Annotated in this window: 22 protein-coding genes; 8 read left to right on the forward strand and 14 right to left on the reverse strand. The window is 65.5% G+C overall.

Features of this window, described 5'->3' with window-relative positions; all coding sequences use genetic code 11:
- Positions 1 to 96 precede the first annotated feature (96 nt).
- The 5 genes from SARO_RS11585 to SARO_RS11605 form a co-directional block, all read right to left on the reverse strand.
- The gene (locus tag SARO_RS11585) at positions 97 to 1,026 is read right to left on the reverse strand and encodes an NADH-quinone oxidoreductase subunit C (protein WP_011445944.1); all 930 of its coding nucleotides are present in this window, start codon (positions 1,024 to 1,026) and stop codon (positions 97 to 99) included.
- A 13-nt stretch (positions 1,027 to 1,039) separates the two neighbouring features.
- The gene (locus tag SARO_RS11590) at positions 1,040 to 1,585 is read right to left on the reverse strand and encodes a NuoB/complex I 20 kDa subunit family protein (protein ID WP_011445945.1); all 546 of its coding nucleotides are present in this window, start codon (positions 1,583 to 1,585) and stop codon (positions 1,040 to 1,042) included.
- A 5-nt stretch (positions 1,586 to 1,590) separates the two neighbouring features.
- The gene (locus tag SARO_RS11595; protein ID WP_011445946.1) at positions 1,591 to 1,977 is read right to left on the reverse strand and encodes an NADH-quinone oxidoreductase subunit A; all 387 of its coding nucleotides are present in this window, start codon (positions 1,975 to 1,977) and stop codon (positions 1,591 to 1,593) included.
- 162 nt (positions 1,978 to 2,139) lie between these two features.
- Positions 2,140 to 3,570: a coniferyl aldehyde dehydrogenase gene (locus SARO_RS11600; protein WP_011445947.1), complete on the reverse strand. Its 1,431-nt coding sequence runs from the start codon at positions 3,568 to 3,570 to the stop codon at positions 2,140 to 2,142.
- A 19-nt stretch (positions 3,571 to 3,589) separates the two neighbouring features.
- Positions 3,590 to 4,378: a prepilin peptidase gene (locus SARO_RS11605; RefSeq protein ID WP_011445948.1), complete on the reverse strand. Its 789-nt coding sequence runs from the start codon at positions 4,376 to 4,378 to the stop codon at positions 3,590 to 3,592.
- A 110-nt stretch (positions 4,379 to 4,488) separates the two neighbouring features.
- Between SARO_RS11605 and SARO_RS11610 the strand changes: the two genes are divergently transcribed.
- Complete coding sequence (locus SARO_RS11610) at positions 4,489 to 5,685, forward strand: acetyl-CoA C-acyltransferase (RefSeq protein WP_011445949.1); 1,197 nt, start codon at positions 4,489 to 4,491, stop codon at positions 5,683 to 5,685.
- Between the two features lie 72 nt (positions 5,686 to 5,757).
- On the opposite strand, the gene SARO_RS11615 is transcribed toward SARO_RS11610, so the two are convergent.
- Entirely contained in the window at positions 5,758 to 6,252 is a 495-nt protein-coding gene (locus tag SARO_RS11615; RefSeq protein ID WP_041550308.1) for an SH3 domain-containing protein, read from the reverse strand.
- A gap of 116 nt (positions 6,253 to 6,368) precedes the next feature.
- On the opposite strand from SARO_RS11615, the gene SARO_RS11620 reads away from it, so the two are divergent.
- From SARO_RS11620 to SARO_RS11635, 4 genes are all read left to right on the forward strand, one after another.
- Positions 6,369 to 7,388, forward strand: a complete 1,020-nt coding sequence (locus SARO_RS11620) for a 2-hydroxyacid dehydrogenase (RefSeq protein WP_011445951.1) — start codon at positions 6,369 to 6,371, stop codon at positions 7,386 to 7,388.
- A 168-nt stretch (positions 7,389 to 7,556) separates the two neighbouring features.
- On the forward strand, positions 7,557 to 8,870 hold the full coding sequence (locus SARO_RS11625; RefSeq protein WP_011445952.1) for an ammonium transporter: 1,314 nt from the start codon (positions 7,557 to 7,559) through the stop codon (positions 8,868 to 8,870).
- A gap of 53 nt (positions 8,871 to 8,923) precedes the next feature.
- Positions 8,924 to 9,430: a YkgJ family cysteine cluster protein gene (locus SARO_RS20245; protein WP_011445953.1), complete on the forward strand. Its 507-nt coding sequence runs from the start codon at positions 8,924 to 8,926 to the stop codon at positions 9,428 to 9,430.
- 362 nt (positions 9,431 to 9,792) lie between these two features.
- On the forward strand, positions 9,793 to 10,371 hold the full coding sequence (locus tag SARO_RS11635; RefSeq protein ID WP_041550309.1) for a hypothetical protein: 579 nt from the start codon (positions 9,793 to 9,795) through the stop codon (positions 10,369 to 10,371).
- A 7-nt stretch (positions 10,372 to 10,378) separates the two neighbouring features.
- On the opposite strand, the gene SARO_RS11640 is transcribed toward SARO_RS11635, so the two are convergent.
- From SARO_RS11640 to SARO_RS11665, 6 genes are all read right to left on the reverse strand, one after another.
- A complete protein-coding gene (locus SARO_RS11640; RefSeq protein WP_011445955.1) occupies positions 10,379 to 11,788 on the reverse strand; it encodes an NAD(P)H-dependent flavin oxidoreductase in 1,410 nt (469 codons plus the stop codon).
- The gene (locus tag SARO_RS11645; RefSeq protein ID WP_011445956.1) at positions 11,788 to 12,546 is read right to left on the reverse strand and encodes a class I SAM-dependent methyltransferase; all 759 of its coding nucleotides are present in this window, start codon (positions 12,544 to 12,546) and stop codon (positions 11,788 to 11,790) included. Before SARO_RS11645 ends, SARO_RS11640 begins: the two co-directional genes overlap by 1 nt.
- Positions 12,543 to 13,670 (reverse strand): peptide chain release factor 2, encoded by a 1,128-nt coding sequence (prfB, locus tag SARO_RS11650; protein WP_011445957.1) that lies wholly within the window; start codon positions 13,668 to 13,670, stop codon positions 12,543 to 12,545. The genes SARO_RS11645 and prfB overlap by 4 nt, the downstream gene beginning before the upstream one ends.
- 109 nt (positions 13,671 to 13,779) lie before the next feature.
- Positions 13,780 to 14,334: a peroxiredoxin gene (locus tag SARO_RS11655; RefSeq protein ID WP_011445958.1), complete on the reverse strand. Its 555-nt coding sequence runs from the start codon at positions 14,332 to 14,334 to the stop codon at positions 13,780 to 13,782.
- A gap of 96 nt (positions 14,335 to 14,430) precedes the next feature.
- Positions 14,431 to 16,965, reverse strand: a complete 2,535-nt coding sequence (locus tag SARO_RS11660; RefSeq protein WP_011445959.1) for a penicillin-binding protein 1A — start codon at positions 16,963 to 16,965, stop codon at positions 14,431 to 14,433.
- Between the two features lie 62 nt (positions 16,966 to 17,027).
- Positions 17,028 to 17,912 carry an N-acetylmuramoyl-L-alanine amidase family protein gene (locus tag SARO_RS11665; RefSeq protein WP_143004853.1) on the reverse strand — a complete coding sequence of 295 codons (885 nt, stop codon included), beginning with the start codon at positions 17,910 to 17,912 and terminating at the stop codon, positions 17,028 to 17,030.
- Between the two features lie 591 nt (positions 17,913 to 18,503).
- On the opposite strand from SARO_RS11665, the gene SARO_RS11670 reads away from it, so the two are divergent.
- Complete coding sequence (locus SARO_RS11670) at positions 18,504 to 21,311, forward strand: Rne/Rng family ribonuclease (RefSeq protein ID WP_011445961.1); 2,808 nt, start codon at positions 18,504 to 18,506, stop codon at positions 21,309 to 21,311.
- Positions 21,312 to 21,375: 64 nt separating this feature from the next.
- Here SARO_RS11670 and SARO_RS11675 read toward each other — a convergent pair whose 3' ends face one another.
- A complete protein-coding gene (locus SARO_RS11675) occupies positions 21,376 to 22,008 on the reverse strand; it encodes a class I SAM-dependent methyltransferase (RefSeq protein WP_011445962.1) in 633 nt (210 codons plus the stop codon).
- A 74-nt stretch (positions 22,009 to 22,082) separates the two neighbouring features.
- The gene (locus SARO_RS11680) at positions 22,083 to 23,210 is read right to left on the reverse strand and encodes a ThuA domain-containing protein (RefSeq protein WP_011445963.1); all 1,128 of its coding nucleotides are present in this window, start codon (positions 23,208 to 23,210) and stop codon (positions 22,083 to 22,085) included.
- 441 nt (positions 23,211 to 23,651) lie between these two features.
- On the opposite strand from SARO_RS11680, the gene SARO_RS11685 reads away from it, so the two are divergent.
- Both SARO_RS11685 and SARO_RS11690 read left to right on the forward strand, forming a co-directional pair.
- Positions 23,652 to 24,341, forward strand: coding sequence for a hypothetical protein (locus tag SARO_RS11685; protein WP_011445964.1), 690 nt, complete (start codon positions 23,652 to 23,654; stop codon positions 24,339 to 24,341).
- A 223-nt stretch (positions 24,342 to 24,564) separates the two neighbouring features.
- Positions 24,565 to 25,347, forward strand: coding sequence for a succinate dehydrogenase iron-sulfur subunit (locus SARO_RS11690; RefSeq protein ID WP_011445965.1), 783 nt, complete (start codon positions 24,565 to 24,567; stop codon positions 25,345 to 25,347).
- Positions 25,348 to 25,351: the final 4 nt, after the last annotated feature.

Here is a 25,351-nt window from a genome sequence, read left to right on the forward strand (position 1 = left end):
ATCGTGCGGCAGACGCAGTGCCCGCCACAGGCAGCAGTGCTTGCGGAAAGATGGACCCTGAAACGGGTTCAGAGTGACAAAGAAGGGACAAGACGCTCACTCGCCATCCTCCTTCTTCTTTCGCGTCCGCTTGGGCTTTGCAGCCGGTTCGGTCGCACCTTCGGTGTCGGCAACCTTCTTCGCGCGCGGCTTGCGGGCCGGACGATCCTCGGTCGGTTCGGGCGCAGCCGGCTCGTCGGTCTTGGTTGCAGCGGGAGCGGCAGCTTCCGCGACCGGTTTTGCCGCAGCGTCGTTGGCCTTCTCGCCAGCACCGGTATCGGCGGGCTGTTCGGTCGTCTTCGGAACGTCGGCCTTGGCATCGCCCTTGGTCTCGGGCGCAGTCGCGACCGGAGCCGGGGCTGGCGGCGGCGGCACGGCCTTTTCATCGCCCGGCAGCACGTAGTCCGCGCCTTCCCAGGGGCTCATGAAGTCGAACTGGCGAAGGTCCTGCGCCAGTTGCACCGGCTCGTAGACCACCCGCTTGTCTTCTTCCGAATAGCGCAGCTCGACATAGCCGGTCAGCGGGAAGTCCTTGCGGAACGGATGCCCCTGGAAGCCGTAGTCGGTCAGGATGCGGCGCAAGTCGGGATTGCCGGCGAACAGGACGCCGAACATGTCGTAGACTTCGCGCTCGTACCAGCCGGCATTGGGCCAGAGCGTGGTAACGGTGGGCACCGGCGTCGCTTCGTCGGTCGAAACCTTCACGATCACGCGATGGTTCTTCGTCACCGAAAGCAGACAGTAGCAGACGTCGAAGCGTTCCGCGCGCTGCGGATAGTCGACGCCAGCGATGTCCATGAGCTGCTGGTATTCGTGATCGTCGCGAAGGAGGCGCAGAGCGTCCTCGACGCGGTCACGCACCACCGTCAGCAGGATCTCGCCATGCTCCTCGCGAGAGGCGGCGACCATGTCGCCAAGCGCAGCAACCAGCGTATCGAGCACGCCCTCGTTCGAGGACCAGCGCGGAGCGGAGTGGAGTACCGTCATTATCCAGCCTCCCTCAGCGCTCGAGCGTGCCGGCGCGGCGGATCTTCCGCTGCAACTGCATCACGCCATAGAGCAGCGCCTCGGCAGTCGGCGGGCAGCCGGGGACATAGATGTCCACGGGCACGATGCGGTCGCAGCCACGCACCACCGAATAGCTGTAGTGATAGTAGCCGCCGCCGTTGGCGCACGACCCCATCGAGATCACGTACTTGGGGTCCGACATCTGGTCGTAGACCTTGCGCAGCGCCGGGGCCATCTTGTTGCACAGCGTGCCGGCCACGATCATCACGTCCGACTGGCGCGGCGACGCGCGCGGTGCAACGCCAAAGCGCTCCATGTCGTAGCGCGGCATGTTCACATGGATCATCTCGACCGCGCAGCAGGCGAGCCCGAAGGTCATCCACCACAGCGAGCCGGTACGCGCCCACTGGAACAGCTCCTCGGTCGAAGTGACGAGGAAGCCCTTGTCGTTGACCTCGGCATTGAGGCTGTCGAAAAACGCCTGGTCAGGCGCGGCAACCGCACCCTGATCTGCGGTGACGAGCGGAGAAGCGGTCATGTTGCTCATTCCCAATCCAGCGCGCCCTTCTTCCAGGCGTATATGAAGCCGATCACCAGTTCGCCGAGGAACACCATCATGGTCGTCCATCCGGCCCAGCCCGTTTCCTTCAGGCTAACCGCCCACGGAAACAGGAACGCGGCTTCGAGATCGAAGATTATGAAGAGGATCGCGACGAGGTAGAACCGGACGTCGAACTGGCTGCGCGGGTCTTCGAACGCGGGGAAGCCGCATTCGTACTCGCTCAGCTTTTCGGCCGTCGGGTTGTGGGCCCCCGTCAGACGGGCAACGCCCATCGGCAGGAACACGAATGCCGCCGAAAGCGCGAGGGCGATCCCGAGGAAGATCAGGATCGGCAGGTATTGCGCGAGATAGGATGCTTGGTCGACCAAAGGGCTGACTCGCCTTGCTAGCAGGTTTGGCAGCGCCCTAGTCCCGACGCCGCCTCGGCGCAAGTGGGGTGGACCGCAACGAGCGCGGATTCCACCCACCTTTTGCAGCCCGTTCGGGCATATGTGGCCAGCTTGTGACCCAGTCGTATATGTATGTAACGCTTACTTTAGCTGCATCTTGAGCGTGCGAGCGGTCGCCGCGCCATAGGGCGGCAACAATCCGGCAAGCTTGGCCACGTTCACCTTGGGTTGCCGATAGACCGCGCGCGCGTGGCTGAAGCTGCGGAATCCTTCGATGCCGTGGTAGCTGCCCATGCCCGAAGGCCCGACCCCGCCAAACGGCAGATCGTCGGCGGATACGTGGAAGATCACGTCGTTCACGGTAACCCCGCCCGATATCGTCCGCGTCAGCAACCGCTCCCGCTCGCCCGCGTCCTCGCCGAAATAGTAGAGCCCCAGCGGACGGTCATGGGCATTGATGTAGTCGATCGCCTCGTCGATCCCGCGATAGGTCTTCACCGGCAGCACCGGCCCGAAGATTTCGTCCTGCATCACCTTCATGCCGTCGTCGACGTTGCGCAGTATCGTGAGCGGCAGCTTGTTGCCGTTCGATCCCTCGAAGTTTTCCCCGCCCGGATTGACGACGATGGCCTCCGCGCCCTTCGCCACGGCATCGTCGACAAGCCCGACCAGCCGGTCGCGGTGCCGCCGGTTGATAACGGAAGTATAGTCGTCGTTCGCGAGCAAGGTCGGGTACATCTGCGCGACGCTCGCGCTGACCGCGCCAATCGCCCGCTCTTCCATGTCCTCGGGCACCAGCATGTAGTCGGGCGCAAGGCAGATCTGCCCGGCGTTCATCATCTTGCCCAGTGCGATGCGCTGGGCCGCCTGTTCTACATTGGCGCTCCGCCCGAGGATGGTCGGCGACTTGCCCCCAAGTTCAAGGGTCACCGGCACGAGGTTGTCCGCCGCGGCATGAAGCACGTGCTTGCCGATCGAGGTGGCGCCGGTGAACAGCAGATGGTCGAACGGCAACGAGCAGAAATCCTGCCCCGCCTGCGGCCCGCCCAGCACGACGGCAACCTCGTCCTCCCCGAAATACTTCGGGAAAAGTTCAGCCATCAGTTCCGAAGTCCGCTCGGTGAACTCGCTGGGCTTCAGCATGGCGCGGTTGCCGGCCGCGAAGGCCTGCGCCAGTGGCGCCAGCGTCAGGCCGACCGGAAAGTTCCAGGGCGCCACGATTCCTATCACGCCCTTGGGTTCGTACCGCACCTCGGCCCTTGCCCCCAGCAGGCCCAGCGGGAAGTTGACGTGGCGCTTCTCCGGCTTCGACCAGGCCTTCATCCGCTTCTGCGAATAGCGCACCAGGCTCAACGCCGGCATGATGTCGGTCAGCATCGACTGCTCGTGGCTACGGTGGCCGAAATCGGTGCTCATCGCCCGGGCGAAGTCTTCGCCGTGCTGGAGCAACAGCCGTGCGCATCGCTCCAGCCTGTCGTTGCGCGTGGACAGGGGTTCGGGGCGCGCCTGGGTGAATGCCGCCTTCTGCCGCTCGAGCTGCGCCAGCATCTCGCCCCGCGTCGTGTCCTTCATTGCTTGTCCCCCGAATCGCCTATCCGAGGCCCTGCAACAGGAAGATCGGCCATGCCGTAGCGGCAAGGCAGGTTCCCAGCGGCAAGGCCGTGTCGGCGGCAATGTTACGCCTGCTTACAAGCATGACAATAGCCACCGCGATCCCGAGAATGCTGGCCCCCAGCATGACCTCCACCACGCCCAGCGGCCCGACCCAGATGCCTATGGCGCCAAGCAGCGGAGGGTCGCCCGCGCCCATGCCTTCCCGCCCCCGCGCCTTCAGATAGAAACGTGCGATGGCCCACAGCATGAGGTAACCCAGCGCTCCTCCTCCCAGCGAAACCAGCACCGGGTCCATCCCCTGGATGCTCCATGCGCGGGCGAACACGACTGCAAGCCCCGTCCCTGCCAGCAATCCGACAAGAACGCGCGGCAGCCACAGGTGCCTGAGATCGAGCAGTGCGAGCAGTAGCAGTTGCCAGCCAAACAACATTCCGGCCAGCACAAGGCCTTCCCTCGCCAGCAGGACCGATCCGACGCCGACGGCGCCCCCACCCAGCTCGCAGGCCAGTTGCCATCCGCCGATCCGGACGCCGCAGGCGCGGCATTTGCCCCGCTGCACGAGCCACGACAGCACCGGAACCAGCTCGGCGATTGTCAACGCCTTGCCGCACCCGTCGCAGGCCGAACGCCCGCTCACGACCGAGCGCCCTTCGGGAAGGCGCACCAGCGACGCGCCCAGGAAACTGCCGATCACCGCGCCGAGAACTGCCGCCCCGGAGACGAGAAGTCCGAGCGGGAAAGCGGATAGATAAGCCGCACCAAGCATGTGCCCCTCCCTGCCCCGTTTGCTTTCGCTGCGCTGCAACACTACAAAGTTACAGGTCAGCCGGCGCCGCGCGGCGCCATCAGCACCGATTCCATAGGGACCGTCAAGTCATGGCACAGTTCTCCTCGTCCGATCCCGTCGTCATTCTGTCCTACGCACGCACGCCGATGGGCGCGATGCAGGGTGCCCTGGCAGAGGTCGCCGCCACCGACCTCGGCGCCACCGCGGTCAAGGCCGCCGTTGAGCGCGCGGGCGTCGCGCCCGACAAGGTCGAGCGCATCTACATGGGCTGCGTGCTTCCCGCCGGCCTCGGCCAGGCACCCGCACGTCAGGCCGCGATCAAGGCCGGCCTGCCCAAGTCGGTTCAAGCGACAACCGTCAACAAGGTCTGCGGTTCGGGCATGCAGACGATCATCATGGGCGCCGAGGCTCTGGCCGCGGGCAGCGCCGACCTGATCGTCGCGGGCGGCATGGAATCGATGACCAACGCCCCCTACCTGCTCAAGAAGCATCGCTCGGGCGCGCGCATCGGTCACGACATGGCCTATGACCACATGTTCCTCGACGGGCTCGAGGATGCCTACGACGCCGGCCGCGCCATGGGCACGTTCGCGCAGGACACCGCCAACGCCTATCAACTCACCCGCGAACAGCAGGACGCCTACTCGATCGAATCGCTCCGCCGCGCGCAGGCCGCCGTCGCCGACGGCTCGTTCAAGGACGAAGTCGTCGCGGTCACCGTCAAGACCCGCGCCGGTGAAGTGACGGTCGATACGGACGAGGCACCCGGCAAGGGCCGTCCCGACAAGATCCCCTCGCTCAAGCCAGCCTTCGCCAAGGACGGCACGATCACCGCCGCCACCTCGTCGTCGATTTCCGACGGCGCGGCCGCCGTGGTCCTCGCCCGCCAAAGCGTTGCCGCCGCCGCCGGTCTTGCGCCGGTCGCGCGGATCGTCGCCCTTGCCGCCCACGCGCAGGAACCGAAGGACTTCACCACCGCTCCGGTCGGCGCGATCCAGAAGGTTCTCGACAAGGCCGGCTGGTCCATTGCCGACGTCGACCTGTTCGAGGTGAACGAGGCGTTCGCCTGCGTCGCGATGTTCGCGATGCACGACCTCGGCATCCCGCACGAGAAGATCAACGTCCATGGCGGCGCCACCGCGCTCGGTCACCCGATCGGCGCTTCGGGCACCCGCATCGTCACCACGCTGATCGCCGCGCTCAGGAAGCATGGCAAGACGAAGGGCGTCGCCAGCCTCTGCATCGGCGGCGGCGAGGCGACGGCCCTCGCGATCGAGCTGGTCTGAAACCGTTGCATCTCCCCCGGCCCACGCGGTCGGGGGAAATCGCCCTTGCCCGGACGCCTCAGAGCTGGCGCCTCAGGGCTGGCCCGCGCCCCACACGCTTGACGCGCGGACATAGCCCTTGCGGCCACCGACGTCGAACGCGCACCAGCCGTCGTCGCAATCCTTGACCTTGCCGATCACCCCCGGCGCAACGCGCCACAGCAGGCGTCCGCTGCCGTCCTTCTTCTCGCGAAGGCCGGTGACGCCGCCCTTGACGATCCCGGCGCGCTCGCGGCTGAGGAACTGCGCAAGGATCCAGCCGCGCGCCCCGTCGGGGTCCTCGACCAGCCGCCATCCGCCCATCACGCGCAGCACCTTCAGGGGAACGCCCTTGCGCACGTAGGTCCAGCTGATGCGGTAGTCGCGGCCGGGCCCGACACGCATGTTGGCCTTGTCCTTGCTGGTCGACACCCAGTACGGCACGCCATCGTCCGCATCCTGGGCAAGCGCTGGCGCCGCAGCCCCAAGCGCTATCGCGGCAACTGCCGCAAGAACGGTCCGGAATCGTCGGGCAAGGTTCCTGTTCATGCTCCTGCCGTTGCAAAAATGGCCCATCAGGGCAACACCCTGGTGCAGCCTGTCCACCGCCGCAGACGTACCCGCCGCTTGACCGCCTCCCGCCGCTCGGCCTAGCTTGGCGCGGCATGCCCAGTTCCGCCGACTATCGCCCGACCCGCCGCGTCGAAGGCAAGCCCCGCGTCTTCGTGACGCGCCGTCTCCTGCCTGAAACCGAAGCCCGCATGGCCGAACTGTTCGATGTCGTCCTCAACAGCGATGACCGGCCGCTCGGCCGCGCCGAACTCGTCGCCGCGATGCAGGACGCCCATGTCCTCGTGCCCACGGTCACCGACCGGATCGACGCCTCCATGATTGCCGAGGCAGGCCCGCAACTCGGCCTCATCGCCAATTTCGGCGCCGGCACGGAACACATCGACCTTGCCGCCGCCCGTGCCCGCAAGATCATCGTCACCAATACGCCCGGCGTCTTTACCGACGACACGGCGGACATGACGATCGCCCTCATCATCTCGGTCACCCGCCGCCTCAACTACGGCGGCCGCGTGCTGCGCGCGGGCAAGTGGGAAGGCTGGGCGCCTTCGACGATGCTCGGCCACCGCCTTGCGGGCAAGACACTCGCCATAGTCGGCATGGGCCGCATCGGCCAGGCCGTCGCCCACCGCGCGCGCGCCTTCGGGCTCAATGTCGCCTATCACAGCCGCCATCGCCTGCCCGAAGCGCTGGAGACGATGTTCGGCGCCCGCTATGTGGCCGATCTCGACACCCTGGTGGCCGAGGCCGACATCCTCACCCTGCACTGCCCCGCCACGCCCGAAACCAGTCACCTGATCGACGCGCGCCGCATCGCCCTGATGAAGCCCGAGTCCTATCTGGTGAACACCGCGCGCGGCCAGCTCGTCGAGGAAGAGGCGCTGATCGCCGCCCTTTCCGAAGGCCGCATCGGCGGCGCCGGCCTCGACGTGTTCGAACATGAGCCCCAGGTCGATGCTCGTCTGCTCGCACATCACAACGTCGCGATCCTGCCGCACATGGGCAGCGCCACCTTCGAGGGCCGAATCGCCTCGGGCGACAAGGTCGTCGCCAACGTGCGCTTCTGGGCCGATGGCCACCGCCCGCCCGACCAGGTGCTCGAAGGACTGGTCTGACGCGCCGCGAACCAGGCCAGAAACTGGAACGCTTGCACCAGTACCCTTCGTTTCGCACAACAATCGTACGCACGTTCCCTTGTACACGGCAGCATTGTTGCTCTAGAGCGCCTGCCCCAGAGGATCTGCCGTCCGCCGTCACGTGCGGACGCGGGGGGAGTCGTTCATATGCGGAAATATCTGGCGACGGCGCTTGCCGCCACCGTGGCGTTGCTTCCGGTTCTGGCACACGCGCAAACAGGCGCTGTCAGCGTCGAAGACGTGGCCGACACCGGCGACACGGCTTGGATCCTCGTCTCCTCGGCCTTCGTCCTGATGATGGCGATGCCGGGCCTCACCCTCTTCTACGGCGGCCTCGTCCGCGCCAAGGGCTTCCTTGCCGTCCTCGTCCAGGTCGGCGCGATCGCCGCCGTGGCTTCGGTCCTCTGGGTCGCGGTCGGATACACGCTTGCCTTCGGTGACGTGTCGGGCGGCTGGATCGGTGGCGGAAATGCGTGGATGCTGCTGAACCTCGGCAACGTCCGAGCCAACACCGCCATTCCGGAAAGCGCCTTCGCGCTGTTCCAGATGTGTTTCGCACTCATCACGCCCGCGCTGATGGTCGGCGCCTGGGTGGACCGCGCACGCTTCGGCTGGGTCGTGGCCTTCTCCGCCCTGTGGAGCCTTATCGTCTACGCGCCGGTTGCCCACTGGGTCTGGGGCGGCGGCTGGCTTGCCACCCGGTTCGGCACACTCGATTTCGCCGGCGGCATCGTGGTCCACACCACGGCCGGTGTCTCGGCGCTCGTCGTCGCCATGCTCCTCGGCAAGCGCGCCGGCTTCCCCCGGACGCTCATGCTGCCCCACAGCCCCTCGCTGACCATGGCGGGCGCCGCGCTCCTGTGGGTGGGCTGGTTCGGCTTCAACGGTGGCTCCGCACTGGCCGCCAATGACGATGCAGCCTCGGCCATCATCAACACCCACGTCGCGGCCTGCGTCGCGGCACTTGTATGGCTGATCATCGAAAAGCTCAGCGTGGGCAAGCCGACCTCGGTCGGCTTCGCGACCGGCGCGGTCGCCGGCCTCGCCACGGTTACCCCCGCCGCCGGGTTCATTTCGCCCGGCGCGGCAATGCTCTTCGGCGCCGCCGCCGCATGCGTCTGCTATCCGATGATCCAGATCGTGAAGCAGCGCCTCGAGATCGACGATTCGCTCGATGTCTTCGCGGTCCACGGCGTTGGCGGCATGATCGGTTCGCTTCTTCTGGCGGTCTTCCTCGCGCCCTCCTTCGGCGGCACGGGCTATGCCGATGGCATGAACCTCGCGCGCCAGGCCGTCGCCCAGTTTGCCGGTGTCGGCATCGTCGCGGCATGGAGCGCGTTTGCCACCGTCATCTGCGCCCTCATGGTATCGATGGTCATTCCGATGCGCGTGACCGAGGACGAGGAACGCGAAGGCCTCGACATCACCAGCCACGGCGAACGCGCCTGGGAATTCGATTGAGCGTCTCCGGGACGGGCCTTGCGCCGGCAAGCCAGCGGCCATAGGCTCGTCCCATGACCTCATCACAAGCGCAGGACCTGTGCACCGCCTGCGGCATGTGCTGCGACGGAACCATGTTCGGCGCCGTCCCTGTCGAAGAGCATGAGCGCTCCCGCCTGTCCGCGATCTTCGACCTGGAAACCACCGACGGCACGACGACCTTTCGCCAACCGTGCCCGCAAAACCAGTGCCACCGCTGCCAGGTCTACGACCTGCGCCCGAGCAGTTGTCGCGGCTATCGCTGCCTGACGCTGAAAGCGCTCGATGCGGGGGAAATCGACATCGACGAGGGCGCCAGGCGCATCGCCGAGGTGCTGAAGGCACGCGAAGCTGTGCGTGCGATGATGCTTCCCGGCGAAACCCTGACCGCTGCGCGATTGCGCCGCAAGGACCTTGCCGCAGATGCCTCCCGGCTCCCAGCCGCCACAGGTTTCATCCTCGCTCTGACCGCGCTCGATCTCCTGCTTGACCGCTATGTGCGGGAACAGGATCTCCAGATGTTCAAGGCCGGTGTATCCTGAATAGAATCACTTGCGGAACATTGCATATTTTTAATGCGCTCACCGTAATCGCGCGGCGTTCGCCCAGCGGGACCGGAACTGTACTTTGGTAAATCTCAAAAATTACCATTGATATGGCTGCAGGCAATGACCTTGGCAGTCCAACGTAATGCGCACCGGTACTCGTCTTGCCTCCAAACAATTGGGGAGGTCATCCTTAGCCCCTGAAATTCAGACAAAACGCGGCTCTAACCTGCAAGTTTGATTGGCGCAGCACTTCCCCGATGACGGATAATTAATGTACCCAGCGACTGCACAACGTCGAAATTCGGGCTAACGTTCGACAGATAGATAATTTCCCTTACATGAGACATGTGCCAGCCATGGCGAACCACGATGAAGACCTCTCGCTGGCGAGCAGGCTATGTTTGGCCTGCGGCTTATGCTGCGACGGAACGGTCTACGAACAGGCGGCGGTCAGGCCGGAAGACATCGCCCCTGCCAATGCCTGCGGGTTCCGCCTCTTCAAGACCGAACAGGACCGTCAGGTCTTCCTGTTTCCCTGTCATTACCTCGAAGATTCGGCGTGCACGCGCTACGACCAGTGGCGTCCGTCCGTCTGCGGTTCCTTCTTCTGCCTCATGCAGAAGCGCGTGGCTGAGGGAGAGTGCAGCGAAGCAGAGGGCTTTTCGCTGATCGAGCGGGCCAAGAGCCTGCGGTCCGCCGTATTGGCGCTACTCAAGCCTGGCCAGCACTTCCTCTGGGCGCGGTCGCGTTTCGATGCCCTGGCTGGCGCGAAGGCGGATCTCGCGCCAGCGGATGCGCAACTGGTGGTTCGCATGTTCGTGCTGGAGCGCTTCCTCGACCAGCACTTCCGCAAGCCCGGCAAGAAGCGCCTGCCAGGCGGGGCGATCGCTCGTCCTGCGGTAGAGGCCGCCCCGGACGATACCAAGGCGGCCTGAAGCGCTTTCAGTCGCCGGTCAGGATGCGATCGACCAACTGCTTCACCGTCGGGGTGAAGTTGTTCGAATAGAACGGGTCCTGCTTGAAGCGGTATGCCGCATGGCCCGCGAACATCAGGTTCTGGTCGATATCGCCGCCGTGCGCGATGTCCTGCAAGGTCTTCTGGATGCAGAAGCTGCGCGGATCGGCAAGCCGCCCGGTCGTGTAGTCGTCGTGATCCTTCCACGACGAGAACCCGCAGTGCGAAAGGCAGCCCATGCAGTCCTTCTGGTCCTGCTGGATTTCATCGCGTTCCTGGGGCGTCACGAAGACCATCGTGTCGTCGGGCGTGCGAAGGGCGTGGACGAAACCGGCACCGTGCCACTCGCGCGCGCGCGCCAGGTCGTTCGGCGTCACCCAGAAGTTCTTGCCCCTTACGCCGACGTCGAGTTGCGCGGTGTGTTCGCCGGCTTCCACCCGCGAATAGGGAATCTGGCGTTCCGACCGCGCTTCGAGCGCGCGCAGGAACGGATTACGCACCGCCGACGAGTAGAACCCCGTGGGCGAGAAGCGATGCAGCAACACGTCGCCCGGCTCGAGCGTGCGCAGGTGGTCCTTCCACCCCTGGGGGATCGGGCTTTCCTCGGTCAGCAGGGGGCGCGTGCCGAACTGGAAGGCAATCGCCCCAAGCTCGGGATTGTCGATCCAGTCGTTCCATTCCCGCAGGAACCAGACGCCGCCCGCCATGACGATGGGAACGTCATCCGAAACGCCTTCGGCGCGCATCACGTCGCGCAGCGCCTTGACGCGCGGATAGGGGTCTTCCGGCTTGCGCGGGTCTTCGGCGTTGGACAGGCCATTGTGGCCGCCCGCCAGCCACGGGTCTTCATAGACCACGGCGGCAAGCAGGTGCGAAACCTTGTGGTAGGCGCGCTTCCACAGCGCGCGGAATGCACGGCCCGACGACACGATGGGCAGATAGTTCACGTTGAACCGCGCCGCGATCTCGGACAGCTTGTACGGCATGCCGGCGCCGCAGGTGACGCCGGTGACCAGGCCGCGGGTCTTTTCCAGAACACCCTCGAGCACCTGCTGCGCGCCGCCCATTTCCCACAGCACGTTGATGTTGATCGCGCCCTTGCCGCTGGCGATGTCATAGGCTCGCTTGACCTGCTCGACCGCGCCGTCGATCGCGTACTTGATCAGCTCCTCGTGGCGCTCCTTGCGCGTGAGGGCGTGATAAACCTGTGGAACGATCTTGCCTTCGGCGTCGTAGCTGTCGGCATTGACCGCGCTGACCGTGCCGATGCCGCCGGCTGCCGCCCAGGCGCCGGAACTCATGTGGTTCGTCGCCGCCACGCCCTTGCCGCCCTCGACCAGTGGCCAGACTTCACGGCCACCATAGAGAATCGGCTTCAACCCCTTGAACGCAGACATCAATTTCCTTTCAACGCGCCATCGGCGCTCGCACCCTTTGCCGCCTTAAGTCGACAAGGCCTTATACCCTCCGGCTCGGGTCGCCTGGAAGCAGCCACGAACTGGGCATAGTACCCTGCTATTTCCGGCTTACGGTGAAATTCGTCCAAGCGAAAGCCCACCGCTTCCAGCTCGCAGATCAGCAGGGCCGGCGGAATCCCGTGCCGGTCGGTCGACCTGTCGACATCTACAACGACCACCCGGCCGCCCGGTTTCAGCGCCGGCCATAGCCTCCACAGGAACGCATAGGGCTCGCTCACCTCGTGGTACATGTGGACCATGAACACGCGATCGAAGCTGCGTTCGGGCAGGCGCGGATCGTCAGGTGCGCCGGGCTTGATCGACACGTTGTCGAGCCGGTCCTTCTCGACGCGCGAACCCAGCCGGCGCAGGGCGTCGCCGTCGATGTCCTGCGCCAGGACGCGACCCGCCTTGCCGACGCGCTCGGCAAGGCGCACCGTATAGTACCCCTCGCCCGCGCCTATGTCGGCCACGCTCATGCCCGGCTTCACCCCGGCAAGATCCATCACGGTATTGGCTTCGTTACGATTGTCGCGGTCACTCTCGGTGGAGAAGGCGTTGCTGCCGGGCCCGGACACGGGACGGTCGGCCCGCGGGAAGCCGCGCGCGGTTTCGAGCCGGTCGTCCTGCGGCGCCGGCTTGCAGGCGGCGAGCAGCGCCACCAGCGCAAGAGAGGAGAGGGCCGCAGCCCTGCTCAATCGTCGTCCTCCACCGTCACCTTCTCGCCGGTCACGCGCTGCGAAAGCGCCGCCGCCATGAACGGGTCGAGCGCGCCGTCGAGCACTTCGGTGGGATTGGTGGAGACAACGCCCGTGCGCAGGTCCTTCACCTGCTGGTAGGGCTGCAACACGTAGGAGCGGATCTGGTGGCCCCAGCCGATCTCGGTCTTGGCCGCATATTCGCCGCTGGCCGCGGCCTCGCGCTTGGCCAGTTCCGCCTCGTAGATGCGCGCCTTCAGCATGCCCATCGCGGTTGCGCGGTTCTTGTGCTGGCTGCGGTCGTTCTGGCTGGCGACGATGATGCCGGTGGGCACGTGGGTGATGCGGACCGCGGAGTCGGTCGTGTTCACGTGCTGCCCACCCGCGCCCGACGCGCGGTAGGTGTCGATCTTGAGGTCGGCCGGATTGATCTCGACCTCGATGTTGTCGTCGATCTCGGGATAGACCCAGACCGAGCTGAACGAGGTGTGGCGCCGCGCCGAGCTGTCATAGGGGCTGATGCGCACGAGGCGGTGCACGCCGCTCTCGGTCTTGGCATAGCCATAGGCGTTCTCGCCCTTGATCAGCAGCGTGGCCGACTTGATCCCGGCAGCCTCGCCAGCGTGATAGTCGACCAGTTCAACCTTGTATCCGTGCCGCTCGGCCCAGCGCGTGTACATGCGCTGGAGCATCTCGGCCCAGTCCTGGCTTTCGGTGCCGCCCGCGCCCGCGTGAACTTCGAGGAAGGCGTTGTTGGCATCAGCCTCGCCCGCCAGCAGGGCCTGGACCTTGTCGTTGTCGGCACGCTCGGCCAGCGCGGCAAGCGTCGCGAGGCCTTCGTTGATCGTGTCCTCGTCGCCTTCCATTTCGCCGAGTTCGACGAACTCGATGGCATCGGCCATTTCCTGGCCGATCTGGTTGACGGTGCCGATCGAGGCTTCCAGCCGGCGACGCTCGCGCATCACTTCCTCGGCCTTCTTGGGATCGTCCCACAGCTTGGGGTCCTCGACGCGCGCGTTCAGCTCGTCAAGGCGGCGAACCGCGCGGTCCCAGTCGAGGAACTTGCGCACCAGCGCCAGTGCGGCCTCGATGCGGTCGATATGGGCCTGCCCTTCGGCACGCATGGCAATCCAACTCCGATCAAACGCGAAACACGATATGAACTGCGCCGCTTAGCGAAGCGGGCAGGCATGTAAAGCCCAACCGTGTGTCAGTAAGCGCGCGGGACCGGATTCAGCCCTTGCCGCCCTTGAGCTTGCGCACCGCCGCGAGCGTCAGCCTGACGTGGTCGCGATAGTCCATGTCGGAATGGACCATGACGATCCGCCCGTTGCGTCCGATCACATAGCTCGTCCGCTTGGTGAGCCCGGTGGACGTGCCATCAGGCTTTTTCAGGTCCACGTCATAGGCCTTGATCAGGTTCGCGCTGGCGCTCGCCACGGCGAACTTGTCGCGGCAGGCCTCGGTCGAGAACTTCTGCAACGTGGCGACATCATCGTTCGACATGCCGATCACCGTCGCCCCCGCTGCGCGGAAATCTGCGCTCGCCTCGGCAAAGGCATGGGCTTCGAGGGTGCAGCCTTGCGTGAACGCCTTCGGGTAGAAGTAGAGCACCACCGGCCCCTTCTTCAACGCCTGGTGCAGCTTGAACGAGAACGGCTTGCCCGCCAGCGCCCCCGGCGCCGCAAAATCCGGCGCACGCGCGCCGGTGGGCAGTTCGGCGGAAGCCGGGGCGGACAGAATGAGGGCGAAGGCTGCGGTGACGGCAGTGAGCGCAAGCTTGGTCATGCGGCGAAGCCTATCAGATCGAATTGGCGACCACCAATGCCTTTCGGGGCAGGCCCGGCTGATGCCTCACCGACTGATGCCCCACCGGCTGACGCCTCAGTAGATCCCGCCCTGTTCCTCGAGGAAGTCCTGCTCGACGGGCGCTTCCTCGGCGCCGCCTTCGGGGATGCCCCTCGCCGTGCGCGCCTTGCGCAGCGCGTCGATCACCGCCTGCTTGGCGCTCACCTCGCCCTCGCGCGCAGTGCGACGCGGTTCGGTATCGGGCTTGAACGCCTCCCAGATGACGGAAGCCTTGGCCACGTCGTTCTCGGGGGTGCCTCCGAACACGCGCTTGCCCGATACGCGGTCGATCTTGACCATGCGCACGCCTTCGGGAACCGCGAACGGAATGTCCTTCCAGCGGCTGCGCGTCTCCTGCACCAGTTGCTTGAACACCGGCGCGGCGATGCGCCCGCCCTGGGCGTAACCGCCAAGGCTGCGCGGCTGGTCGTAACCGACATAGACACCCGCGATGATGTCGGGCGAACCCCCGACGAACCACACGTTGGTCGGGCCCGAAGTCGTGCCGGTCTTGCCGAACAGCGGCAGGCCGAGGTCGCGCAGCGACACCGCGGTGCCCCGCACGACCACGCCTTCGAGCATGTGCACCACCTGATAGGCCGTGCGCGCGTCCATCACCTGCTTGCCGGTCGGCTTCAGGCGCGGCATCTGCTTGCCGTCCCATTGCGGCATGCTGCATCCATCGCAACGACGGTTGTCCGCGCGCCAGATCACCTTGCCGTTGCGGTCCTGCACATAGTCGATCAACGTCGGCTCGTGCTGGCGCCCCTGATTGGCGAGCGCGGCATAGGCATTGACCATCTTGAGCACGGTCGTGTCGCCAGCACCCAGCGCCATCGACAGGTAGGGCTCATACTGGCCGATCCCCACCGCCTTGATGGTTCGCACGACCTTGTCCATGCCAACGTCGTTGGCGATGCGCACTGTCATCAGGTTGCGCGACTGCTCAAGGCCCCAGCGCATCGTGTGGCTGCCCGCACCACCCTCGTTGTTGAAGTTGCGGAAGCACTTCTCGCCCAGCGCCGCGCCCTGGTAGACGCAGAACGGTCCATCGACGACCATCGAGGCAGGCGTCATGCCGTTGTCCAGACCGGTCGCGTAGACGAACGGCTTGATCGTCGATCCCGGCTGGCGATTGGCCTGCGTCGCCCGGTTGAACGAGCCGAGGCGCGCGTCGAACCCGCCCTGCATGGCAAGAATGCGACCGTTCTGCGGATCTTCCACCACCATGCCGCCTGAAACCTCGGGCACGGTGCGGACGGCCCAGGTATCGCCGCCGACAGGCGCAACCGCCGTGATGTCGCCCGCCCGGATATTGTCCGGCAAGCCGATCAGTGTTCCGGTCTTCCCGTCGGAGAAGCCGACCTTCCCGCTCGACCCGCTGCGCGACAGCAGCACGCCCACGCGCCAGTTCTGGTAGCGGATGGAGATGTTGCTGGTGATCAGCTCGGTCTGCCAGCGGTCGCCGTCGACGTCGATCCGCGCGATCGGCCCATGCCACGCCCGTCCGCCGGAATAGCGCAGCAGCGCCGCGCGCAGAGCGTTCTGCGAAGCCGTCTGGAGTTGCGTGTCGAGCGAGGTGCGCACCCACAGTCCGCCCGCGTAGACGCTGTGCGGCCCGTCTTCGGCCTTCTCGCCGAACTTGTCGATCAGCTGGCGGCGCACTTCCTCGAGGAAATACCCCGCGTCGGTGTTGTAGTTTTCGGCGCGGCGCGGCTTCAGGCCGAGCGGCATGGCCTTGGCCGCAGCAGCAGCCTCGGGCGTTGCCCAGCCGTTCTTGACCATCTGGTCCAGCACCCAGTTGCGCCGGGTGATCGCCTGCTGCTCGTACTTTGCGCGGCCATAGCGTTCGGGCGCCTTCGGCAGAATCGCCAGGAACGCCGCCTCGTGGAGTTGCAGGTCGCCCACGTCCTTGTCGAAATAGGCCCGCGCCGCAGCCTGTACGCCAAAGCTCTGCCGACCGAGTGGAATCTCGTTGAGATAAAGCTCGAGGATCTGCTGCTTGTCGAGCACGCCCTCGATCCGGCGTGCAAGGATCATTTCCTTGAGCTTGCGCGTGATCGAATACTCGTCGCCGATCAGGATGTTCTTGGCGACCTGCTGCGTGATCGTCGAACCGCCGCGCGCACGTTCGCCCGAACCGTACTTGGTCACATAGTCCACGACGGCGCCGGCAAAGCCGAGATAGTCGATACCGCCATGGGTCCAGAACGTCTTGTCCTCGGCCGAAAGGAACGCATTGATCAGCGGCTCGGGAAAGTCGACGAAACGAAGCTGCACGCGCCGCTCGCGCGCATAGCTCGACACGATCTCGCCGTCGTTGCCGCGCACCATCGTCGGCAGCGGTGGCTGGTACGTCAGCAGCTTGTCGGCGGAAGGCAAGGCGCTCGACACCACCACCCACAGCACGATCCAGCCTGCCAGCAGCGCGCCCAGCACATAGTTGCCTATCCGGAAGCGGCGGCTCTCGCCCCACTTCGCCCTGTACCAGCGGGTGAAGCTTTGCCAGCGGACACGGCCTTCCTCGCGCAGGAGGGTGAACCGGGATTGCACAGGGGTCTCTTCGGCCATCGTGCAGGGCCTCTAGCACGCTCGCGCCCCGCCAAGCCAGAGCTTGCAGTCGCAAATCCTGTTCAGGGCGCCGCAACGCCGGGGCCTGCCTGCCCTTCCGCCAGGAAAATCTCGATTGCCCGCGCCACCACGCCCGCAAAAGTCTGGCGCCACGCCGGGTCGGCCATCGCGCGCGCATCGTCTGTATTGCTGATGTAGCCCGCCTCGATCAGCGCCGATGGCAGGTCGAGCGACTTCAGCACGACGAACGCGGCCTCGCGCTGGGGCGTCTCGTGAAAGCGGATGCGCCCATCGCCCTCGCGCACGACAAGCTCGCCGAACCGCATCGAGCGTCCGCGCATTTCTCGCCGGGCAAGGTCGACAAGGATCGAGGATACAGCCTCGCCCTTGCCTGCCAGCTTCACCCCGTTGACCTGGTCGGCGCGGTTTTCGCGCATGGCAAGGGCCTCGGCAACCGAATCGCTAGCCTCGTCGGACAGCGTGTAGACCGTCGCCCCCTGCGCCAGGTCGTTCTGCGCGGCATCTGCATGGACCGACAGGAACAGGTCCGCGCCCAGCCGATGTGCGATGTCGCCCCGCTCCTCCAGTACCAGGAAGCGATCCTCGGCGCGGGTCATCGCCACCCGCACTCGTCCGTCGGCCAGCAGGGCATCGCGCAGCGCGCCTGCGAGAAGCAGCGTCAGGTCCTTTTCGCGTTCCCCCGCCGGCCCGCTTGCGCCCGGGTCATGGCCGCCGTGGCCCGCGTCGATGACCACAAGCGGACGGCTCGTATCCGCCGGACCTTCCACCGGCGGCAGGCCGATCCGCCCCTCGCGGGCCGGCATGTCCATCCGCACGACATAACGCGGCTCGATCGTGGCAATGCCGCTGGTAAGGACTGCCCACATCAGCGCGGCCGCAGCAACGGATGCTGCAAATGCCGCCGCAATGATGCCCCTGCTCTTCATCTGACTTTGCCTATGCCCCGACCCGCTCGGGATGGTCCAGCACAAATGGCTCTGCGTGATGGACCGGGGAACTGGCCGCATTGTTTTAATTGCTGGTTTGCATTTGGGATGCTAGCACCCATCTACCGGGGCAAGCCAGCACCGGCAAAGTCCACGCCGAAGCCGCCAAAAGCGCAGATTTGCGCCGCGGTGGGCGAGGGAACGCTCCGCTGGCCAAGATCCCGCCACCGTGGGGAGAACCAGGCGAGAAGCGCCCTCCTCCGCGTGACAAGGTTGATGCCGTGATGATGAGCCGCGTTCCGTTCCTGCCAGACTGCCCCGTCGGGGCGGCATCGGCTTGGACGTTTGCCGGCACGCGCATTTCGCCGCGAGTTGTCCTCACAGCAGACGCAAACCAACCGCCGCCGGGCGGCGAGCGACAGGACAGGCAAGGCTTCGCGCCGCGCGTCCCGATGCTCCGATCCGGCAAACCCGCATTCGCGAACGCGCGCGGCACGGACGAAATCCGGCCGGACGCGGCTCGCGCATCCCAAATGATCCGCGCCATGAACGCTGGGGCAACCCGGCGGCGGCGCGGCTGGAGAAATTGTAATGACCACGCGCATGCTAATCGATGCGCGCCACCAGGAAGAAACCCGGGTGGCGGTGCTGAAGGGCAATCGGATTGAAGAATTCGACTTTGAATCTGCGGACCACAAGCAGATCAAGGGCAATATCTACCTCGCCAAGGTTACACGGGTAGAACCCTCTCTTCAGGCGGCGTTCGTCGATTTCGGCGGCAACCGCCACGGGTTCCTCGCGTTCAGCGAAATCCACCCCGACTACTACCAGATCCCCAAGGAAGACCGCGAGGCTCTTCTGGCCGAGGAAGCCGCCCACGCCGAGGAAGAGGCCGCCCTGCGCGCCGCCGAGGATGGTGACGACGAAGACTACGCCGATGGCGAAGGCTACGACTCCGATGAGGGCGTGACCGAGGTCGATACGTCCGAGAAGGATCAGGTCGCTACAATCGAAGGCGGCGTCGTCGAGAACGGCTTCGACCACGAAGGCGAGGAAGGCGAAGACGCCGAGGCTTCGGAAGACGGCGAAGGCGAGTCCGAGGACAACGGCCGCCGCCGTGGCCGCCAGCAGGGCCGCCGCCGCCAGGGCCGTTCGCAGGGCAAGGAAGCAGACGAACTGCGCGCCAAGCGCATGGCGCTGCGCCGCCGCTACAAGATCCAGGACGTGATCCAGCGCCGCCAGGTGCTGCTCGTCCAGGTCGTCAAGGAAGAGCGTGGCAACAAGGGCGCGGCCCTCACCACCTACCTCAGCCTCGCGGGCCGCTACTGCGTGCTCATGCCGAACTCGAGCCACGGCGGCGGCATCAGCCGCAAGATCAACTCGGCCTCGGACCGCAAGCGCCTCAAGACGATCATTTCCGAACTGGAACTGCCGCGCTCGATGTCGTGCATCGTGCGCACCGCCGGCCTCCAGCGCACCAAGCCCGAGATCAAGCGCGACTTCGACTATCTCGCCCGCCTGTGGGACGAGATCCGCGAGCGCACGATGAAGTCGGTCGCGCCCGCGCTGATCCATTCGGACAGCGACCTGATCAAGCGCGCCATCCGCGACATCTACAACCGCGATATCGAGGAAGTCGTCGTCGAGGGCGAGCATGGCTACCGTGCCGCCAAGGACTTCATGAAGCTGCTGATGCCCAGCCACGCCAAGCGCGTGAAGGCCTATGCGGACCCCGTCCCGCTGTTCCAGCGCTATGGCGCCGAGGACCAGCTCACCGCGATGTACGACCCCGTCGTCCAGCTCAAGAGCGGCGGCTACCTCGTCATCAACCCGACCGAGGCGCTCGTCTCGATCGACATCAACTCGGGCCGCTCCACCAAGGAACACGGCATCGAGCAGACTGCGGTCGCCACCAACCTCGAGGCCGCGCGCGAAATCGCCCGCCAGCTCCGCCTGCGCGACATGGCCGGCCTCGTCGTGATCGACTTCATCGACATGGAATACGGATCGAACATCCGTAAGGTCGAGAAGGCGATGAAGGACGCGCTCAAGAACGACCGCGCGCGCATCCAGGTCGGCCGCATCTCGGGCTTCGGCCTGATGGAGATGAGCCGCCAGCGCCTGCGCACCGGCGTTCTCGAGGCCACCACCCGCGCCTGCCCGCACTGCGACGGCTCGGGTCTTGTCCGCACCGCCTCGTCGGCCGGCCTTTCCGCGCTGCGCCTGATCGAGGACGAAGCTGCCAAGGGCAAGGGCAACGTCGTCACGCTCTACGCCTCGCAGGAAGCGGCGGTCTACGTCCTCAACGCCAAGCGCGCGGACCTGGCCGAGATCGAGGAACGCTATGGCGTCACCGTCGAGGTCATTCCCGAGGGCGAGAACGAAGGCGCGAAGATGCGCGTCGCCTCGCGCGGGCCCAAGCCCGAATTCGTCCCACGCTTCGAACCCATCGTCGAACCTGAAGAGGACGACGTGGTCGAGGACGCCTACGAGGACGAGGAAGAAGTCGAGGAACGCGCGCCGCGCGGCAACCGCGCCGCAGAAGGTGACGAGGGCGAGCGGAGCGACGGTCGTCGCAAGCGCCGCAAGCGCCGCCGTGGCCGCAACCGCGACCGCCGCGAGGACGGCACCGATGGCGAGGTCGAAACCTCGCTGGACGATGCCGAAGCCGATACCGATGCCGACGCCGAGGGCGACGAAGCCGAAGGCAACGAAGCTGCCACTTCGGACGAAAACGCCGACGAGAACGATCGCGGTCCGCGCAAGCGCCGCCGTCGTGGTCGTCGCAGGCGCGGTGGCCGTGAAAACGGCGAGAACGGTGCCGACCAGTCGGGCCACGATGAAGCCGAAGGCGACGATGCCGGCGCAGCGGAAGCCGTAGCCGAAGCAGCCGAAGCCCCTGCGGCCGAGGAAGCGCCCGCCGCTGCCGAACCGGCAGTTGAGCCGGTCGTCGAGGAAGCCCCGGCCAAGCCCAAGCGCACCCGCAAGAAGAAGGTCGAGGCTGCTCCCGCCCCCGAAGCCGAAGCCGAAGCCGCACCGGCTGCCCCCGAAGCTGCTGAACCTGCCGCCGCTGAACCGGTCGCGGAAGAAGCCCCGGCCAAGCCCAAGCGCACCCGTAAGAAGAAGGTCGAGGCTGCTCCCGCCCCCGAAGCCGAAGCCGAAACCGAAGCCGAAGCTGCCGAACCGGCTGCCGCTGCCGCAGAGGAAGCCCCGGCCAAGCCCAAGCGCGTCCGCAAGAAGAAGGTCGAAGCCGTCGCCTCCGACGCCGCTCCGGCCGAAACGGTGACCGCCGAAGCGCCTGTCGCTGCACAGACCGCTGCCGAAGAGGCCGCCACCGAAGGCGAAGCCGGGGATCAGACCCCGCGCCGTGGCTGGTGGCAGCGCACCTTCGGCGCCTGACCGGTCCGAACCTGCCGACAAACGAAAGGCCCCGCCATCACGGCGGGGCCTTTCTCGTTCTGGCCTAGCGCAGCTTCACGCCCGAACCCCATTCCATCCACGCCGCCCACCTGGGCATGCCCGGCATGTACTGGTGGCCCGGATGCTCCACCTGGAAACCCGCCCGGATCACAGGCGCGGTCACCGCGCGCGAAAGGTGGCACCCGCCCATCAGCGGCTTCCACAAGGGTTCGATCCGCCGCTGCCATTTCGCAACGCCGGCATCGGGGCTCAACCCGTGTTCGAGAAACAGCAGCGTGCCGCCCGGCTTGAGAATGCGATGAAGTTCGCTCAGCACCTTGACCGGATCGTGCACCGAACACAGCGTATAGGTGCACACGGCGGTATCGAAGCTCTCGTCCTCGAACGGGATATCCTCGCCAACGCCCTCGCGGATGTCGGCCTGCCATCCCTTCCGGGCCGCAGCCTCGCGCGCATAGTCGAGCAGCTTGCCCGAAGGATCGATCCCGGCAAAACCTGTCACGCGGGAGCTGTCGTAGAACCGCTGGTTCAGTCCGCCGCCGCAGCCAATCTCGAACACGCGCCCCTGCGCGCGCGGCACGACGCCCGCCCGCAGCTCCATGATGTTCGGCGAAGCGCACGCGCACTTGATCATGCGCGGCACGACGTGCGCCTCCCAAGCGGCCTTCAGTCCCATATCCACCCCCGGTTGGTTATGGGGGCAGAGTGCAGCCTATGCCTGGCAAGCGCAATCGCCGGTATCGGCCGGTTTCACTTTCCGCCGCAGCCCTCGGGCGCCAGCCCCGCCGCCCACAGGATGCCCTGTTCGAGCAGCTTCACGCTCTCGGGCTGGACATAGCTCTCCGGGCGGTGGCCGATAGCAGTATAGAAACTGCGCCCGCTGCCCACGCACTGCGACCACGCAATCGGATGGTCGCCCATCGACAGCTTGCGACCGAAACCCTCGCCCGGATTGTAGCTGCTTTCATCAAGCGAAGCGATCACCCGCGCCTTGCCGCGCACGCTGCGATCGAAGGAATACCACTCCTCGGTCATGCGCCATTCCGACGGAAGACCGTACGCGGCCGGATGCGCCTTGTCCTCGACGACCACGCGCGCTTCCTGGAATTGCGGCGCCATCGGGTGCCCGATGAACCGCGCACCCACCAGTGTATCGGCATACCAGTCCCAGAAGAACTGCGGATCGCCGCCGGAACCGTGGATGCCGGCATAGCCGCCGCCGCGTTCGATCCACTTGCGGAATGCCGCGCGCTGTGGGATCGTCAGGGCATCGCCGCTGATGTTGTTCCACACCACCGCATCGAAGCGCGAAAGGTCGGCCGCGTTGAACACGCCACCCTTGTCGGTGAACACCAGTCCCCAGCCATGCCGCGCGGCAATGTCCTTCAGCGCGGTCTCGGCAGCGTCCACCGAAGGCGCATCGCGAAACCCGGTGATCTTGCCGAATACGAGGATCGCCGGGCGCGCCAGATTCGCAGGAAGCGCCGGCCGCTCGTTGTCATAACTGGCGCAGCGGGCGACGACATCGGCCCTGGTCAACCTGATCCGCCCCAATGCCGCGTCGAGCTTCGTCAGGAAGGCAGCATCGCCCTTCCCCGCCATGCCGAGTAGAGCCTTCGGCGTGACGATACGGTCGAAACCGGGGGGCAGCGTCCCTCCGCCGAAAGGCTTGGTCAGCGCCTCCACAAGCCCGGGCGATGCTTCATCCAGTACAGCCCGCGCCCGCGGAACCGCCAGGACGTCGCTCAGTGGAGAGGCCGTGGAAAGCGCCTGTCGGCCCAGCGGGCAATCCGTTACGGGCGTAGCGCTTGCACCGCCCGCACCCAACACCGCCGCCCCCGTCATCAGGCAGGCAGCCCGCACCAACGCCTTCAACATCCCGATCTCCCAAGCTTTCCGTCGCCATCCTGCCCTCACTGACAGCGCCGGTCAATCCAACTCCATCGCAGCGCTGTCCTACACGGCGCGGATATGAAAGCGTTGCACCATGAACCCGCGCCATCCCTTGCGAATCTCCTGGGCCCGGCGAACGGGGCACCGGTCCACACGAAGGAAATTCCTGCAAAACGAACGGTCGGCCGATTCAAGATTCGGGACCGGCCGTCCACCACTCGATGGCATCTCGTGGACAGGCCGGCCGCTTCGTTTCGGTTGCAATGATCCTTGCGACGCGGTTCGTGCGGGGTACTTCCACCAATTGGCTTCAGTCGCGTGGATGCGGACCAGAGTGGATGGTGCGACCATCCGGACCGTGACGGGGAACGCAAACATCACGCGAACACCCAGAGCGCAAAAGGTGAGAGGATCAGGGCCTGAACGATGAAGATGATAATAAGTTACGGGATGCCCAAATCAGCGAGTACCTTCGCGTGGCTCGTCATCAAGAAGATCTGCTTGAACTCCCGACTTGACGACGTCGTCGATCTGTCGACTGCCGCGAAGGGGAACGACAGTGTTGAAGACTACATTGACGGCTCGGTAAAGGTGAACGCCGCGCAGATCACCAGGGAAGTGGGCGAACGCTGCTGCGTCATAAAGACCCACTCTTCTGCAGTCCATTTCCGTACGCTGGTCGGTGGCAGCGCATTCTTCCTGCCGTTTGCCCAGCACCGCGATCCGCGCGACGTCGCCCTGTCGCTCATGGATCACGCCAGAAGGTCGAGGGAACTTGGGATCGCCGATTATGCGGATTGCTTGTCGATCGAGGGCTGCCTTCCCGTTATTGACAGTTCCATCGAGAATTTCATCGAGTGGGTTGACCAGTACAGTGCCATACCGATCTCGTACGACTATCTATGTTTCAATGGGTTGGCATGCCTGTCGTTCATCGCCAGCGCACTGGACTGCGATGTCGATTGCGCGGCGATCCTCAAAGGGTTCGAAAGGAAGGAGAGCATCGCGCAATTCAACAAGGGAATTCGCCACAGATGGGTCGACGAGATGCCACAAGCTCAGGCGCGTATGCTTTTCCGGCGTTACGAGGAATACTATGACCGGTTCGGAGCATGAGTATCTGACCGCACTTCTGCCGACCGAAGTGCGGGTCACGAGCCGGAACCGGCGTTTGCTTTCTGGACAGTGTAAACCGTGTAAACACCCTTCGCATATGTGAACCGGCAACTCGCCGTCCTACCTCTACCATTGGGCAGGAACCACCCTCTTGCCCCCCGCGCTGCAATCGCTAAGGACGACTCAGCAAGCCGCACGCCCAGGCACAGGACAGGACAGAACGATGGCGACCTTCTCGCTTCCGAAGAACTCCAAGATCACCGGCAAGGCCCGCCATCACGCGGCGGCCACCAACGGCAAGGTCCGCAAGTTCAAGGTCTATCGTTACGATCCCGACAGCGGCGAAAATCCGCGCTACGACACGTTCGAGATCGATCTCGACCAGTGCGGCCCGATGGTGCTCGATGCGCTCATCAAGATGAAGGGCGAGCAGGACCCGACCCTCACCTTCCGCCGTTCCTGCCGCGAAGGCATCTGCGGTTCCTGCGCGATGAACATGAATGGCCGCAACGGCCTCGCCTGCACCACCGCAATCGAGGATCTGTCGGGCGATATCCGCATCACCCCGCTGCCGCACATGGAAGTGATCAAGGACCTCGTCCCCGATTTCACGCACTTCTACGCGCAGTACGCCTCGATCCGCCCCTGGCTGCAAACCGTCAGCCCCACGCCTTCGGGCAAGGAGCGCCTGCAGTCGCCCGAACAGCGCGAAAAGCTCGACGGCCTGTACGAGTGCATCCTGTGCGCATGCTGCTCCACCTCGTGCCCGAGCTACTGGTGGAATTCCGACAAGTTCCTTGGCCCCGCGATCCTGCTCCAGGCCTACCGCTGGCTGGCCGACAGCCGCGACGAGATGACCGGCGAGCGGCTGGACGAGCTGGAAGATCCCTTCCGCCTCTATCGCTGCCACACCATCATGAACTGCGCCAACGTCTGCCCGAAGGGCCTGTCGCCGGCGCGCGCGATTGCCGAAATCAAGAAGATGCAGGCCGAGCGTCTCGTCTGATCCG

The sequence above is a fragment of the Novosphingobium aromaticivorans DSM 12444 genome (assembly GCF_000013325.1).
GTDB lineage: Bacteria > Pseudomonadota > Alphaproteobacteria > Sphingomonadales > Sphingomonadaceae > Novosphingobium > Novosphingobium aromaticivorans.